The sequence below is a fragment of the Paraburkholderia sp. LEh10 genome (genome assembly GCF_017814945.1).
GTDB lineage: Bacteria > Pseudomonadota > Gammaproteobacteria > Burkholderiales > Burkholderiaceae > Paraburkholderia.
On sequence record NZ_JAGIPX010000083.1, the window covers coordinates 14,647 to 31,032 of the forward strand.

General features: G+C 60.4%; 12 protein-coding genes. 5 read left to right on the forward strand and 7 right to left on the reverse strand.

Annotated elements, in window-relative coordinates; all coding sequences use genetic code 11:
• Window positions 1-42: 42 nt before the first annotated feature.
• Window positions 43-414: a tautomerase family protein gene (locus tag J8I87_RS38235; protein ID WP_209937575.1), complete on the reverse strand. Its 372-nt coding sequence runs from the start codon at window positions 412-414 to the stop codon at window positions 43-45.
• Window positions 415-873: 459 nt separating this feature from the next.
• Between J8I87_RS38235 and J8I87_RS38240 the strand changes: the two genes are divergently transcribed.
• Complete coding sequence (locus J8I87_RS38240; protein ID WP_209937576.1) at window positions 874-1,305, forward strand: MarR family winged helix-turn-helix transcriptional regulator; 432 nt, start codon at window positions 874-876, stop codon at window positions 1,303-1,305.
• Window positions 1,306-1,511: 206 nt separating this feature from the next.
• Here the strand turns inward: J8I87_RS38240 and J8I87_RS38245 are convergent, their stop codons facing one another.
• Window positions 1,512-1,952, reverse strand: coding sequence for a thioesterase family protein (locus tag J8I87_RS38245; protein WP_209937577.1), 441 nt, complete (start codon window positions 1,950-1,952; stop codon window positions 1,512-1,514).
• Window positions 1,953-1,972: 20 nt separating this feature from the next.
• On the reverse strand, window positions 1,973-3,286 hold the full coding sequence (gene hisD, locus J8I87_RS38250) for a histidinol dehydrogenase (RefSeq protein WP_209937588.1): 1,314 nt from the start codon (window positions 3,284-3,286) through the stop codon (window positions 1,973-1,975).
• A gap of 186 nt (window positions 3,287-3,472) precedes the next feature.
• Here hisD and J8I87_RS38255 point away from each other — a divergent pair, with 186 nt between their 5' ends.
• On the forward strand, window positions 3,473-4,519 hold the full coding sequence (locus J8I87_RS38255) for a LacI family DNA-binding transcriptional regulator (protein WP_209937578.1): 1,047 nt from the start codon (window positions 3,473-3,475) through the stop codon (window positions 4,517-4,519).
• 823 nt (window positions 4,520-5,342) lie between these two features.
• Here J8I87_RS38255 and J8I87_RS38260 read toward each other — a convergent pair.
• The gene (locus tag J8I87_RS38260) at window positions 5,343-6,275 is read right to left on the reverse strand and encodes a LysR family transcriptional regulator (RefSeq protein ID WP_209937579.1); all 933 of its coding nucleotides are present in this window, start codon (window positions 6,273-6,275) and stop codon (window positions 5,343-5,345) included.
• 223 nt (window positions 6,276-6,498) lie between these two features.
• Between J8I87_RS38260 and J8I87_RS38265 the strand changes: the two genes are divergently transcribed.
• The 3 genes from J8I87_RS38265 (at window position 6,499) to J8I87_RS38275 (ending at window position 12,460) form a co-directional block, all read left to right on the forward strand.
• Entirely contained in the window at window positions 6,499-7,272 is a 774-nt protein-coding gene (locus J8I87_RS38265) for a putative hydro-lyase (RefSeq protein ID WP_209937580.1), read from the forward strand.
• Window positions 7,273-7,455: 183 nt separating this feature from the next.
• A complete protein-coding gene (locus J8I87_RS38270; RefSeq protein ID WP_209937582.1) occupies window positions 7,456-8,763 on the forward strand; it encodes an MFS transporter in 1,308 nt (435 codons plus the stop codon).
• Window positions 8,764-8,827: 64 nt separating this feature from the next.
• Complete coding sequence (locus tag J8I87_RS38275) at window positions 8,828-12,460, forward strand: hydantoinase B/oxoprolinase family protein (protein WP_209937590.1); 3,633 nt, start codon at window positions 8,828-8,830, stop codon at window positions 12,458-12,460.
• A 545-nt stretch (window positions 12,461-13,005) separates the two neighbouring features.
• Here the strand turns inward: J8I87_RS38275 and J8I87_RS38280 are convergent.
• From J8I87_RS38280 to J8I87_RS38290, 3 genes are all read right to left on the reverse strand, one after another.
• A complete protein-coding gene (locus J8I87_RS38280; RefSeq protein ID WP_209937583.1) occupies window positions 13,006-13,539 on the reverse strand; it encodes a tautomerase family protein in 534 nt (177 codons plus the stop codon).
• Window positions 13,540-13,616: 77 nt separating this feature from the next.
• Window positions 13,617-14,036 carry an organic hydroperoxide resistance protein gene (locus tag J8I87_RS38285; RefSeq protein WP_209937584.1) on the reverse strand — a complete coding sequence of 140 codons (420 nt, stop codon included), beginning with the start codon at window positions 14,034-14,036 and terminating at the stop codon, window positions 13,617-13,619.
• A gap of 275 nt (window positions 14,037-14,311) precedes the next feature.
• Complete coding sequence (locus J8I87_RS38290) at window positions 14,312-15,022, reverse strand: SDR family NAD(P)-dependent oxidoreductase (protein WP_209937585.1); 711 nt, start codon at window positions 15,020-15,022, stop codon at window positions 14,312-14,314.
• Between the last annotated feature and the right edge of the window lie 1,364 nt (window positions 15,023-16,386).

Genomic DNA, 16,386 nt, shown 5'->3' on the forward strand with positions numbered 1-16,386 from the left:
GTTTTGTGAACTTATTTACGGCCCATATCGTGGGGATGTCGATCACGCGTAAGGCGGATCGGGCAGCTGCTTGCCACCGCGGATGATGAACTTGGGAACGAATTCAAGCAGGCCGGTCTCGATGCGGTCCTCTGAAATGCCCGCGAAATCGCTGAAAATGGCGCTCACCTTTTTGACGAGAGTGAGCTTCGCTTCGTCGGATCGACCGGCGCGAATGTTACACATGATGAGCGTGTCGCCGCCTGGTTCTCCACCTATGTAGCTGCTTTCGGACGACAGATCATTAAAGATTACGCTGATGATTTCGAGTGGGGATTTGATGGTCTCGTTGACGGCGATGGTGATCGCCTTCGCGATCTTTCGCTTGACATCGACATCCAGTCCTGCGCGGGTGTTGCAAACGATGATGGGCATTTCCGAGAGCTCCTAGAGAGGCGAATCAGGTTGTGGGTTGTGTCCGGACTGAATACGTATGCAACTTACGAAAAGCTGCATGAACCGGGCAGCATCAGGCTGATTTTGGTTGCATATACATCTATTTGGATGTAAGTTGACAGTGCGACGCGGCTGGCCCCAACAAGGCACAATGTCTCGTCTGCTACCGCCTCTGATGCGTTCGCCCCTGACTGTAACGGCTTCAATCGAGGAGAGATGCATCTACAACTGATGTATATGCATCAGTCTAGTAAAAGTGGGCAGGTTTGGAACCTGGTGAGAACCCTACGGACCCTCGATGCCCCTGCCATGAAGTCTGAATGGGCGCGGAGTCCATTTTTAGATCTAACGTCCAACCGGTCACCGGTTCTACACGTCGCTGTCGAGAGGTGATACGATAGATGCATATACATTGCGCGTCTATCCGGAGGACTGTCGATGTTCACTGAATGCTATTGCACCCAGTTCAGGCGCTCGGCGAACGCCCTGACGAGCATTTACGACGACGCATTGCGCCCGGTGGGTCTAAAGATCACGCAGCTCACCCTGTTGCGTGGCCTCGACCGCCTCGGCTCGGCAACCTACAACGAGATTGCGACTGAGTTATCGCTCGACAAGACGACAATCTCGCGCAACATCAAGTTGCTAATCGATGCGGGATGGGTTGAGGTATCGAGCGATGAGGATGCGCGCTATAAGCTGGCGAAGCTTAGCCCCGCCGGTGCCCGTGTATTGAAGGCGGCTGAGCCGCACTGGCGCGCGGCGCAAACCCAAGTCGAGAAGGAACTCAAGAAATATTTGAAGGGACCTGCCAAGGACGTGCTTCTGGAAGCACTGGAGACACTGCAGCAGTTTGGCGGCGAACGATAGGCAGCTGTCGCCCGAAGAAGCGGAGCACGAATTGCTCCGTTTTTTTCTTTTGCCTGGGCGTACCACCGATCCGATGTTGATCACCGTGCCCGAACCCTTCTCCGCGAAAACGGACGCAATGGGCGGCGGCCGTAGCGCTCTCTACGCCCGCTGTCTTCACACGTTCACTTCAGATAGTTAAGCTGGCTACGCCAGCAAAGAGACTCTCAGCGACTGCTCCGAATTTGCCGCACCGCGCTACGTAGATCGTCAGAAAGCGGGACCGGCCGGCGCGTGATACGGTCGACGTAGGCGTGAACGAAGGCGCCTTGCGCGAACGATTGATCACTGTCGTTTCTGAAAAGGCCGATCTCATACGTTACGCTGGTTGTACCCACTCTGCTTACGGATAGTCCACAAGTGACGAGGTCTGGAAAGACGACCTCGTCAAAGTACTCGCAACTCGTGTGCACGACCAAACCGACAGTCTCACCGCGAACCGGGTCCAGGAGGCCTCGTTTGACGAGCCATCCATTGACTGCAGTGTCGAACCAAGCGTAGTGAACAGCGTTATTCACGTGCCCGTAGATGTCGATGTCTTTCCACTGGATGTTGACCTGGCAGAACCAGTGAAAGTCGGTTCGCGGCCGCGGCTTGGTCCGTGTCATGAGCGTTTCCTTATCGGCAATCAGGCGGGGACGGCGGTACCGTACGGCACATCGCGGTTGCCGAACCGACGCACTCGGATGTTGGCTTGCTCGCCGTGCGCGATCATGCCCTCGATGGCGCAAAGCCGCGAGCAGTACGAGCCAATCAAAGCGCTCGCTTCATCCGTCAGCACCTTCTGATACGTGCAGGTCTTGATGAACTTGCCGACCCAGAGGCCGCCGGTGTAGCGCGCCGCCTTGCCGGTCGGCAGCGTGTGGTTGGTGCCGATCACCTTGTCGCCGTAGGCGACGTTGGTGCGCGCGCCGAGAAAAAGCGCACCATAGTTCTTCATGTTCTTCAGAAAGTAGTCCGGGTCGCGTGTCATCACCTGGACGTGCTCGGACGCGATGCGATCGGCTTCCGAGACCATCTCCTCGAGCGTGTCTACCACGATCACTTCACCATAGTCGCGCCACGAAGCGCCTGCCGTGTTCGCCGTGGGCAGGATCTTCAGCAGGCGCTCAACTTCAGCGATGGTGTCCTTGGCCAACTGCAGCGAGCTGGTGAGAAGAACAGCGGGAGTGTTGAAGCCATGCTCTGCCTGACCCAGAAGGTCCGTCGCGCAAATTTCTGCATCGACGCTGTCGTCGGCGATGATCAGCGTTTCCGACGGTCCTGCGATGAGGTCGATGCCGATGCGACCGAACAGCTGACGCTTCGCTTCCGCGACGAACGCGTTGCCCGGTCCGACCACCATTGCAACCGGATCGATCGTCTGCGTGCCGAGCGCCATCGCAGCGATGGCCTGAACACCACCGAACGTGTAGATCTCGTCAGCACCGCCGAGATGCATGGCGGCGACCACAGCAGGGTTGGGCTTGCCGCCGACCGGAGGCGATGCGGTGATGATACGGGGAACGCCCGCGACCTTGGCCGTCACGACGCCCATGTGTGCCGAGGCAACCAGCGGAAACTTGCCGCCCGGAACGTAGCACGCAACGCTGTCGACGGGCATGTTCTTATGGCCGAGGACTACGCCCGGCAGCGTCTCCACCTCGACATCACGAAGCGACTCGCGTTGCGCCTGGGCAAAGTTCCGCACCTGAGCCTGCGCGAACTTGATGTCTTCGAGCTGACCTTGAGACAGCGAACGAACGCAGCTTGCAATCTCGTCTGCCGACAGTCTGAAGCTTTCAGGCGACCAGTTGTCGAACTTCGTTGAGAGTTCGGCGACCGCATCGTCACCGCGCGAAGCAACGTCTGCCAGGATGCCCGTGACCACGTCGCGAACCTTGGCGGCGTCTTGCGAAGACTCTTCGGCGCTACGACCGTGCTTCAAGAATTGGATTGCCATTTGCATTTCCTTTTTTGCAGAGGTGATGGGAAGCAGCCTGCTGTCTGAAGTTGGATGGCCTGCTGCGTTCATGCAAATGTAGCGCAATTTTTTTCTGCAAAATGTGCGCAAATGATCCATACTTACCCTGTCAACGGTATCCGTAGCTTCAGCCGCTTGTCTGTGCCATCTTGCCAATGCAAATTTATGCAAACTAAAGCACGTTCGATTGTTCGCTCAAAGCCTTCAAAAGTCCGGCTTGAAGACGTTGCCGAGCGCCTTGGCATCTCGGTGTCCACTGTGTCTCGTTCCTTGGCTGGGCATCCAGCCATCAGTAGCGACACCCGTAGCGCCGTGCAAGCGGTCGCTGCCGAAATGGGATACAGGATTCCGTCCCAAGGTCGACCCACGCGTAAGTCAGCAACGAAGCTGATCGGCGTGGTGGTCGGAGCGTTGCATAACCGGTTTATGACGCTGTTGCTGACGCATCTACATGACGCACTGCAGGAATTCGATTACCAGATCACGCTGATGATCGACTCGATGAACGACTCAGGAAATTTGCTCGCGTTTCGGCCTTTGATCGATGGCTATCTTGATGGAATGATCTTCGCGACCGCGACACTGGATTCCCCGATCGTGGCCGAGATGCAAAGACGAGGCATTCCCTTGGTACTCGTCGTTCGGTCCGTCGACAATGTGAGGGTCGACACGGTAGAGATCGACAATGTTCACGCTGGGGCGATCGCGGCCGAGCATCTCTATCAACTCGGTCATCGCCGAATCGGGCTTGTAATGGGTCCGCAGAACACGTCGACAAGCAGAGACCGCGTGAAAGGGGCCATGCAGTGGTTACGAGGAGCGGGCATACCGCTGACTTCAGTACCTTTGATTTTTTGTGATTACACCAGCGAAGCGGGATATTCCAGCGCCATTGCAATGCTAAGCGATGAGAACCGCGTCACTGGCATCGTTGCGGGCAATGACACCATCGCGCTCGGAGTGCTTGAAGCAGCAAAACGGCAGGGCATCGCAGTGCCGGGGCGGCTATCGATTATCGGCTTTGACGACATGCCGCTGGCAGGCTCGCCGCTGGTCGGACTGACATCAATCCGACAGCCTGTCGAAGCGATGGCACGAACTGCGGCGCGCCGGCTTGTGGAGCGCATCAGGGCGGGTGGAATGGGGCCGCCGGTCCACGATGTTTTGCCCATTCAGCTGGTGCGCCGCGATACCACGGGACCGTGTCAATAAGTGACGCAACTCGGCGACGAAGTCCTTCGAATTGCCCGGGAACGGGCCGTCACGCGGTGTGCCGACCATACTTATCGTGGGCGTCCGGACCTGCAACGAGGTAGACGAATCTCTCGCGAAACCCGAATGGCGCTTTACGGATGCGGACCCGTCATTCAAGTGTCCATGGGAGCGCTCGAGCGAACGTCGCTTCATGGCCGACCAGTGCCCCCGACCGGGCGCGGCGATCGCCTCGAGCGCGGCTCTCATGAAAAGGCATATCCCGGACCCTCAGCAGTCGCTCGAGTTCGCATAGGTCGAATGATCGCTGAGAGCGTACTCCGGCCTCTCGACGCATCTTGCGTTCGTGAATTGGAATATTGGCTTGTTGACGGCAAAAGCCGTCTCACGGCACGCGCAACCTTGGCTCTTATTCTTAGTTGTTGAGCCAGTAGGGATCGATGTAGAAAACCCGCGTAATCGGATGCGTTTCGTTTTGAACGTGTAGAGCCGCGAATGCGGGCAGCAGACCCATGGACCCCTTACGCGCGCAGGTGCGGCAGCAAATCCTGGAACTCGAAACGGCCCACGATGTGCCGGGCAGTTTCGATCCGCACTATCGAGAGAAGATTCAGAATGCGCAAGCGAGACTTGCCAGGTCAAGCAGCGGCGACTACTCGCAACCGGGCAGCAGTGGAAAACCTCGTCGACGCCACGCGCGGCAGATACGCATCAATGACACGGATCCAGCGATGGCGCGCGGCGCTCGTTGGCGCATGGCGCTGTACCTGACGCACCGGTCCCCAAGGTCACACTGTCTCAACAGATGTCAGCGTGCCCCGCTTTACAGGCGCTCAATCAGGCGCGGATCCCCCGCTGCGCAATACTCATGACATGCCGTACGCGCCGCGTTCGCTGCGCCGTGCACGAACAGTGGCGCGTCCGAGCGTCGCGACATCGACACCACGATGGAAGGTGGCGAAGGCTGCAAAGGTAACTCCACCACCTCGCCGCGCGCGATCAGATCGTCGACGAAAAGACGCGGAATCGCCGCCACGCCGAAACCATCACGCACGAGTTGCACGATTACCGAAATCGACGGCGAGCCCGTGATGCGCGTGTCCGCGAGCGGTACGCCATTCGCGAGCGCCAGCTTGCCGACGATGTCCTCCAGCGCTCGATGCGGCGCAGTTCCGCGCCCGAACGTCAGGATCGGATGACGCAGCACACGTTTGGCGAGCCCGCTGCGCGCAAGCGGCAGCAGACCCGCGCGCGCTATCCAGTGCACCGGATAGTTGGCAAGCGCATCGCACACCACGGATTCCTCGTCGCTGCCTTCCACGCGAATGATCAGATCGAGCTCGCCCGCCATCAGCCGCCGCTGCAACACCACGCTCACGTCCACCGCCAGCTCGACCTCGAGTTGCGGAAAGTCGTCCGCGAGGCGTCGCATGTAATCGGCGAGCCAACTATGCACGACCGTCTCGATCACGCCGAGCCGCAGCTTGCCGCGCATCGCGCCTTCATGTGAGGCCGCGGCCTGTAACTGACGCGTCGCCTCCACCACGGCCTTCGCATAGCCAAGCAGATATTCGCCGTTCGCCGTGAGCCGGAATTCGCGGCTCTCGCGATCGACAAGCGTGGTATGCAACTCGTCTTCCAGCGCCTTCAGCCGTTGCGAGATCGCAGCGGGCGTGGCGTGCAACGCGGTCGCCGTGGTGCGGAAGCTGCGCAGCTTCGCCAGTGTGACGAAAGTCTCGAGAAAGCGCGTATTCATAAGCCGAAGGCCGCTAGGGCAAAGAAGGACCGCTCCAAAATCTCAACGTGATCCGGGAAAACCCGCGAACTCGTTAAGAAATTCTATTCATTCGACGCAAGTAAAACTAGTTGGCGTCAAATTTTCTTCTTTTCTATGCTTTGTCTGAGCGTAGACCAACGCATCGCACCCTTCACGTTGTACGCAGACGACCCAGAGCCATCCGCACGAGTACGCCGACACCATGACTCCATTCGAATTCCGCCAAGCCGTTCGCGATCGCGACTTCCGTGGCCCGACGGCCGGCCAATGCGGCGACTACGCGCAGGCCAATCTCGCGATTCTGCCCGCCGCGCACGCGCACGATTTCCTGCGGTTTTGCCACGCGAATCCTAAGCCGTGTCCGCTGCTCGGCGTGGGCGAGCCGGGCGATTTCCGCGTGCCGGTGCTCGGGCGTGATATCGACATCCGCACCGACGTGCCCGCCTACAACGTCTATCGCGACGGCGAGCTGAGCGAACGTGTCGAATCGATCGAGGCGCTCTGGCAGGACGATTTCGTCGTGTTCGCAATCGGCTGCTCGTTCTCGTTCGAGCAGATGCTCGCAAAGGAAGGCATCGGGCTGCGTCACGTCGAAGAAGGCTGCAACGTGCCGATGTACCGCACAACGATCGCGAACCGGCGCGCGGGCGTGTTCGGCGGCGAACTCGTCGTATCGATGCGCCCGTTGCGCGGCGCCGACGCGATCCGCGCCGTGCAGATCACGAGCCGCTTTCCGGGCGTGCATGGCGCGCCCGTACATATCGGCGATCCGGCGGAACTCGGTATCGCCGATCTCGCACGCCCTGAGTTCGGCGATGCAGTGACGATCCGCGCAGGCGAGTTGCCGGTGTACTGGGCGTGCGGCGTGACGCCGCAAACCGCGCTGATGGCCGCGAAGCTGCCGCTCGCCATCGCGCACGCGCCGGGGCACATGCTGATGACGGATATCACCAACGCGTCGCTGGCCATCTTCTGATCGCTCCGGCGGTGCGTATGGCGTGACATCGACATCGCGCTATCGCCGCGCCGCCAGCCGATTCGAAGCATCACTCGCAGTATCTCGAAGCCATCCGGCCATCCAGCCCGGAGGGAATGACGCATCCCTACGCTCGTGCGCGGCTTCGCTCGTTACTCATGCGTCTATCCACGGGAGCAACAGATGGACAGCAAGACACTCACGGCAAATGTCGACGATGCCGCCGACATGAACACAACGGCAGACACGCAAGCGCTTTCCTGGTACGCCGAAGCCAGTCCGCGCGCCCGTCGCGCGTTCTGGAGTTGCAAGGTCGGCTACATGCTCGACGGCATGGACACGCAGATGCTGTCGTTCGTCATTCCGACACTCGTCGCGACATGGGGCATCTCGCTCGCCGACGCCGGCTTCATCGGCACCATCACGTTGCTGTCCTCCGCGCTCGGCGGCTGGATCGCGGGAATTCTGTCCGATCGCATTGGCCGCGTGCGCACCCTGCAGCTCACCGTGCTTTGGTTCGCCGTGTTCACTGCATTGTGCGGACTCGCGCAGAACTACGGCCAGTTGCTAGCGGCGCGCGCGTTGATGGGCTTTGGCTTCGGCGGCGAGTGGACGGCGGGCGCCGTGCTGATCGGCGAAGTGATCCGTGCACGCGATCGCGGCAAGGCGGTCGGTCTCGTTCAGTCGGGCTGGGCGCTCGGCTGGGGCATGGCCGCCCTGCTCTACGCCGTGCTGTTTTCCGTGATGGCGCCGGAAATTGCGTGGCGCGCGTTGTTCCTGATCGGCCTCGTGCCGGCGCTACTCGTGCTTTTCATCCGCCACTACGTGAAAGAACCCGAAGTATTCGAGCACGCAAAAGTCCACCAGAAACACACGCAGGACACGCCGCGTTTCACCGAAATCTTCTCGCCCAGACTGCTTTCGACGACCTTACGCGCCGCTCTGCTCACGACGGGCGCACAGGGCGGCTACTACGCGATCACGACGTGGCTGCCGACGTTTCTCAAGACCGAGCGTCATCTGACCGTGATGGGCACGGGCGGCTATCTCGCGATGATCATCGCGGGTTCGTATATGGGCTATCTGTGCAGCGCGTGGCTCACGGACCGCATCGGCCGCAAACCGAACTTCATTCTGTTCGCGCTGGGTTCGATGGCGATTGCCTTCGCGTACACCTCTTTGCCGCTCACCAATGCGTCGATGCTGTGGCTCGGATTTCCACTCGGTTTCTTTGCGTCGGGCATCTTCTCCGGGATGGGCGCGTTTCTCACCGAACTCTTTCCGACCCGCGTGCGCGGCTCCGGCCAGGGGTTTTGCTACAACGTCGGCCGCGCGATCGGCGCACTGTTCCCCGTGCTGATCGGCACGCTGTCGAGCCGCTTCGGCCTCGGCGCGAGCATCGGCCTGTTCGCGGTGGCTGCGTATGGCGTGCTGATCATCGCCGCGCTCACGTTGCCCGAAACTCGCGGCCGTGAACTGGAATCGGCCTGAACTGCACGCTTTTCACCTCATTGCCTGCACCTCATTACATTTTTCGCATCAAGACCACGACATGATGAAGCACGATCAAGCCTCCGATGTTTGCACGCCGTCCCGCTGGCAGTTCTGGATCGACCGCGGCGGCACGTTCACTGATATCGTCGCGCGCCGCCCGGACGGCACACTCACCACGCACAAGCTCCTTTCAGAAAACCCCGAACAGTATCGCGATGCGGCCGTCGCCGGCATTCGTCATCTGCTCGGTCTGGAGGCGGGCGTTGCCATCACGCCGCGCCACGTTGAGATGGTCAAGATGGGCACCACTGTAGCGACCAATGCCCTGCTCGAACGCAAGGGCGAACCCGTCGCGCTCGTCACGACGCGAGGTTTTCGCGATGTCTTGCGAATCGCGTACCAGAACCGCCCGCGGCTCTTCGACCTCGACATCGCATTGCCCGAAGCGCTTTATGAGCGCGTGGTGGAAATCGACGAACGCATGAGCGCACAGGGCGAGGTCGTCGCGCCGCTCGATCGTGTCGCGGCGGAGCGTGCACTGCGCGAGGTCTACGACGGCGGCATCCGCGCGCTCGCGATCGTGCTGATTCACGGCTATCGCCACACGTCGCATGAACGTGAGTTGGCTGACATCGCGCGTCGCATCGGTTTCACGCAGATTTCGGTGTCCCACGAAGTCTCGCCGCTCATGAAAATGGTCTCGCGCGGCGACACGACCGTCGTCGATGCGTATCTGTCGCCGATCCTGCGCCGTTACGTGGATCAGGTCGCCCACGAAATGCCAGGCGTGAACCTGCAGTTCATGCAAAGCAGCGGCGGACTGACGCGCGCCGACGTCTTTCAGGGCAAGGATGCGATTCTCTCCGGTCCGGCGGGCGGTATCGTCGGCATGGTGCGCGCGGCGCAGGCCGCAGGCTTCGAGCGCGTGATCGGCTTCGACATGGGGGGCACGTCGACCGACGTCTCGCACTTCAACGGCGAGTTCGAGCGTGTGTTCGAAACGCAGGTGGCAGGCGTGCGCATGCGCGCTCCGATGATGAGCATCCATACGGTGGCCGCAGGCGGAGGCTCGGTGCTCGGCTTCGATGGCGCGCGACTGCGCGTCGGCCCTGAATCGGCGGGCGCCAATCCCGGCCCCGCAGCGTACCGGCGCGGCGGCCCGCTCGCGGTCACCGACTGCAACGTGATGCTCGGCAAGATCCAGCCCGACTATTTTCCGCGTGTGTTCGGTCCGCACGCAAACGCGCCGCTCGATCGCGCTGTCGTCGTGCAACGCTTTCAATCCCTCGCCGATGAGATTTTCGCGGCGACGGGCCAGCGCCGCACGCCGGAAGAACTGGCCGAAGGCTATCTGGAGATCGCTATCGGCAGCATGGCGAACGCGATCAAGAAGATCTCGGTGCAACGCGGCCACGACGTCTCGCAGTATGTGCTGACCACGTTTGGCGGCGCGGGCGGCCAGCATGCCTGCGGTGTGGCCGACGCGCTCGGCATGACGCGCGTGTTCGCGCATCCGCTCGCGGGCGTGCTCTCCGCTTACGGCATGGGACTCGCGGATCAGACGGCCATGCGCGAGCGAGCACTGGAAATCACACTCGACGAAGCATCGCTGCCTGTACTGGAAGCCGCACTCGATGCGCTCGCGAACGACGCGACACGCGCACTGCTCGACCAGGGCGTGGACCCCTCGCGTATCTCGACCGAGCGGCGTGTGCACTTGCGTTACCAGGGGACCGATTCGTCGCTTGCGGTGCCGGCGGGCAGCGTCAATGACATGCGCGCCGCGTTCGAGGCGGCCTATCGTCAACGCTACGCGTTTCTGATGACGGATACGCCGCTCATCGCGGAACTCGCGTCCGTCGAGGCCATCGGCCATTCCGATGCGCCTGTCGATACGGCCAGCCTGCCGCGGCGCGCGGCAGACGACACGCTTCGTGCACAGACGACCGTTCGCATGTACTCGGGCGGTCAGTGGCACGACGCATTGCTCTGTCAGCGCGACACGCTGTGTACCGGCGACACGCTCGACGGTCCGGCGATCATCGCTGAGAAGAACGGCACGACCGTGGTCGAACCGGGATGGCAGGCCGAGTTCACCGCGCAGGGTAACGTCGTGATGACGCGCGTGCGGCCGCTCCCCACGCGCCGCTCGATCGGCACCGAGGCAGACCCCGTTCGCCTCGAGATCTTCAATAACCTGTTCATGTCGATTGCCGAGCAGATGGGGTTGCGCCTTCAAAATACGGCGTACTCGGTGAACATCAAGGAACGTCTCGACTTTTCGTGTGCGATCTTCGACGACGAAGGCAACCTGATTGCCAATGCGCCGCACATGCCGGTGCATCTGGGCTCGATGGGTGAAAGCATCCGGACCGTGATCGAGCGCAATCGCGGCGCCATGCGCGATGGCGACGTGTTCATGCTCAACGACCCGTATCACGGCGGCACGCACTTGCCCGACGTGACCGTCATCACACCCGTATTCGCGGACGGTTCGTCCGAACCGCTCTTCTACGTCGGCTCGCGCGGCCATCATGCGGATATCGGCGGCATCACGCCCGGCTCGATGCCGGCGTCCTCGTCACATATCGACGAGGAAGGCGTGCTGATCGACAACTGGCAGCTCGTCCGCGCAGGCGTATTGCGCGATGCCGAGACGCGCGCGCTGCTCGCGTCGGGCCGCTATCCCGCACGCAATATCGCGCAGAATATGGCCGATCTGCGCGCGCAGGTCGCCGCGAATCAGAAGGGCGTGGACGAATTGCGCCGCATGGTCGCGCAATTCGGCCGCGACGTGGTGCTCGCTTTCATGCGTCACGTGCAGGACAACGCCGAAGAGGCGGTGCGCCGCGTGATCGGCGCGCTTAAGGATGGCAGCTACCGCTACGAACTCGACAACGGCGCGGTGATCGACGTCGCGATTCGCGTCGATGCCACGACACGTAGCGCCACCGTCGATTTCAGCGGCACGTCTACGCAGTTGCCCAACAACTTCAATGCGCCGAAGGCGGTCTGCATGGCAGCGGTGCTCTATGTGTTTCGCACGCTCGTTGGCGACGAGATCCCGCTCAACGCGGGTTGCCTCAAGCCGTTGTCAGTGATCGTTCCGGACCGTTCGATGCTCAATCCGGTATATCCTGCGGCGGTGGTGTCGGGCAATGTCGAGACGTCGTCGGCAATCACCAATGCGCTGTATGGCGCACTCGGTATCGTGGCATCGAGCCAGGGGACGATGAACAACTTCACCTTCGGCGATGCCCGCTACCAGTACTACGAAACGATTGCAGGCGGCAGCGGCGCGGGCAACGGTTTCAGCGGCGTCGATGCCGTGCAGACGCATATGACCAATTCGCGCCTGACCGATCCCGAAGTACTCGAATGGCGCTACCCAGTGCGGCTCGAATCGCATCTGATCAGGGCGAAATCGGGTGGCCTCGGACGCTGGCAGGGAGGGAACGGTGCGATCCGGCGCATTCGCTTCCTCAGACCGATGACGGCATCGATTCTGTCGAATAACCGCATTCATGCGCCTTTCGGCGCGGGTGGCGGACGGGCGGGAAGACGCGGCAGCAATCGGGTCGAGCGCGCGGACGGACAGATCGTTGCACTAGGTCACATCGCGAGTGTCGAGATGGAGGCGGGAGATGTGTTCGTCGTCGAAACGCCGGGGGGTGGTGGTTTCGGGGAGGTCTGACTCCCGCACAGTGGTGGTTGCGTCCAGCGTCGTCCAGGCGTGCCACGCTGGATGGTGAGCTGTCAGCCGTGGATAAGGCACATCTCTGAGTAACGCGGCCGTTCGAGGGTCCCGGGTGCCTTCAGTGCGAACGGCCGATACTGGCCGCACAGAGCCCGACGACGAGGACGCCGATCATCTTGGACCGTATCTCCATGCGAGATGCATACATCGACCCAATTCGGCCGGTTGGTACGGATGCGGCCCAAAGGCCGCTTTGGCGGCCCCAACCGGCACTCGAACGCCATCGACCTGCTTACGATCACGTCATACGGGTAGTGACCGGGTTCGTGCCTCTGGCGGTCATCCTCCATCCAGCCTAGATCAGTGCTATCCGACTCGGCGAGCAGCGCAACGGATTCGAGACCTAAGCTGAACCGAGACTAGCTGAGAGACGCAATCCCGTCATGGCCTTACACCTTTGCCGAAAGCGCCACGACACGCTTCGAAGCGCAAATATCGGCAACATCAGGCTAGGCTCGTACCCGTCGACCTGCAAGCTCGCGCTAAGCGTCGTCCCTCGCCCGTTGGAATACATCGACAGTGGAATCGAGCATCATACGAGCCTTTTCGCGGCGTCTGCGCGCGAGTCGCTCCGCGCCGGCGCTCCGTTCGGACTCACCGGCAAGCAAAGCGTGAATGTGGGGGAGCGTATAGATGGCGCCACGACTGCCCCAGGTACCCTCCGGAATCTCCGTCGGGAAGACCCAGACGCGCGATGCGACCTCTTCGAACGGTCGGTTCTCGGCGCGGGCCACCGCTTCCGTGACTGCCTTAACCAGCGCTCTACGCGACTCGTCGGTGTATTGCCCCTCGGGCGCCGACGGAATGATCCGGTAGCGCGCTGCTTTCGAGCGTTCACCACCGACGAATACGGCAGCAGGTCGATGGAGATTGAGAACAGATACGCTCTGTGCAATCGGATTGGCTGGATCGTACCCTTCCGCTTTGATCAGAATGTCAGTCAATTCTTTGATTAAATGGGCTTCTGCCTCGCGTGGCAAGGCATCTTCCGGCCAGAGTGCGTCGATCATTGGCATGGTGCTGCTCCTTCATCAGGTGTTTTGGCGATGCGGTTCGCACGAAACTCTTCTACTCGTTCAGGCATGCAGACCGGTTAAATGAGCGCGAGCACGACATTGATGTTGCCGCGCGTAGCCTTGGAATACGGGCAGGTCTCATGTGCCCGGTCCACCAGCGCCTGAGCGACATCACGCGGCAAGCCGGGAAGGCTCACGTTCAAACGCGCCCCGAGAAAGTAGGCGCCGTCAGTGGTCCCAAAATCAATTTCGGCATCGACACTCGTATCGGCCGGCAACGTCACGTTCAAGGCGCGTGCGGCCCCACCCATTGCGCCAATAAAGCATGCCGACCAGGCGGCGCCGAACAGCTGCTCGGGATTCGTCCCAGTGCCTGCGGAGGAACCCGGTCGAGAAAGTTTGATGTCGAGGCGGCCGTCGGAACTGCGCGCGGCCCCTTCGCGGCCGCCCGTCGTATGGATCTTGCCTGTGTACAGCACGTTTTCGATTCGCGTCATGATGGTTTGCTCCAGTTGATCAATGGAAGTATTGAAGTGTGCAGATGTATCCCGCGTGTGTCGGAAAGCGGCGAATTTGTAATTTCAGGTATCAACCTGCCTGCAGATACAGCGCGCACACGGCTGCCGCGTGCCATATCCAGCGAATGCAACACCGGGTTCCGCGCCGTTATATCGATTGTCAGAACAGACGTCGCACGCCTCTCCCGACACCGAACGGATCACCGCGCGGGAATGCGCGAGGGGTGCCCTTATAAGGCGGCGCCTCGACATGCTCAGTGCCCAGCGCTCTGGCCGCCGTCCACGTGCAGGATCTCGCCCGTGACGAACGGTGCGGAGTCGAGATACAGCACGGCGTTGACGATGTCGCTCATTTCGCCCATATGGCCGACAGGATGCAGCGCGCCCAGCGCCTCATGCGTTTCTGGCGCGTGCATCGGCGACTTGATGGCGCCCGGCGAGACGGCGTTCGCGCGGATGCCCGTCTTCGCGTATTCGATGGCGAGCGACTTCGTGGCCGCGTTCAGGCCGCCCTTGGTCAGCGATGCGAGAACCGATGGCACGCCCGCGATCGCGTGATCGACGAGGCTCGTCGTGATCTGCAGCACGTGACCGCTCTTGTTCTTTTCCATTTCCGCGATCGCGAGCTGCGTGATGTGGAAGAAGCCGTTCACATTTACGTTCATCACCGCGACATAGTCTTCCGCCGTGTATTGCGTGAAGGGCTTGGCGATGAAGATGCCCGCGTTGTTGATCAGCGTGTCGACGCGGCCGAAGCGCTTGACGGCTTCCGATACGGCGCGCTGTGCCACTTCGCGCTCGCCGATGTCGCCGGCGATCGTCACGACGTTCGGATCTTCCGATGGCTTGATCGAGCGTGCCACCGCGACGACGCGATAGCCTTGCTCACGGAAACCCTTGGCGATCTCGGCGCCAATGCCTTGCGATGCACCCGTGACGATAACGACCTTTTGCGAATTGCTCATGATTGACCTCTGAACGTTTGTTCGGCTCATGTCGGAATTGACAGTGCCGTTAGGTCGCAAATCTAGGGTGCCGCGAGCGACTTGCGTACACCCGCAATGGACACACAGTTGTGATCGCCAGGAACAAGTGCGGCTAGTTCATCATCTGTGGACTTGAAGCGTGTCAGGATGCGGGCTGGGCGTGACCAAATGGTCTTTAACTGAAATTCAGTTGTGCGCGCTCGGCCACTCGCGCTGATGCCAAGCACCTTGGGCGTCGGACATGTGGCGAACATTCTGGCATTCACAGAGAACGTAGAAATCCTGCCGACCCTGTGTCAGGCGGAGGCCGAAATGCGTTCATGACGCATGCGGCAGGTTCCGGATGCGGATCGGTCGTTTAAGTGACCGCTTTGTCGGTTCAGCGAGCATATGCATCCGAATCTCGCGAGGCCACGGTGAGGTAGCACCCGACCCGCATGCCATCTACGTCCGGCTTGGGAGCCATTTCGGCAAAAAGCTCTTTCCCCATGATGGGGACACTCTACTTCTGCTCCGTCTCGGTTTCTTTTGGAGACCATTTGACTAGAAACAGCTTCCCTTGTGCCTTGAATAAATGAACGCAATATTTTGGGGTGTGAGAGTGTGGCCTGAGCCCAAGTCTGACATCGTTCAGCCACCTTTTCAGAGAGTCGACCGCACAGTCAAGCTCCCAGCAAGCGGCCGTATCAAGCAAAGACGTCAGCGGTGATTTCTTTGACCAATCGCAGCCAGGCCATGAATTCTGATCATTGTACAAATAACCGCTCGACGACAAGACAGCATCTGCTCTGTGCTCAACTAAACCATATTAGCAACCTGGCCTCGCCGGCCTCAAGGCGCGGATGCCCCGGCAGATCTTCCAGTGCACGCGTCAGGTTTAAAAATTTGAAATAGATATTCAGCAATCGAACGCCCCCAATCGCATCAAAATTTTTATTTTGATGGATCTAAATTTCAATTCTTTAAATCAATCGATAGTCAGGTTATTCAATATTCTCTTCGGGCGCGTGCCCGGATCCTGATTAATCGAATGTCATTCTGATAAAAAAGGCGCCAGATTTGCCCACGACCAAAAGCGTCGCGCTTTGCGGCAGCGGCGAATCATAGCACTCCGCCTCAGGCGTCGCCAGCGCGAGAAACGGATGGTATTCGAGTACAGCCACCATATTAATTATTCACCCACTTTCAATGGCAATGCCCCAAAAAGCTCTTGTTTCACAGACGTCCTCGACAATCGCTGCTTTGAAGCGGCGCACCCACACGGTCTAAGGAAGATGTTCAAAACACAGTCGGCGACGCCGACCTGATGACGTATGTATCGCCAAGTGAAATCAATGAGACGA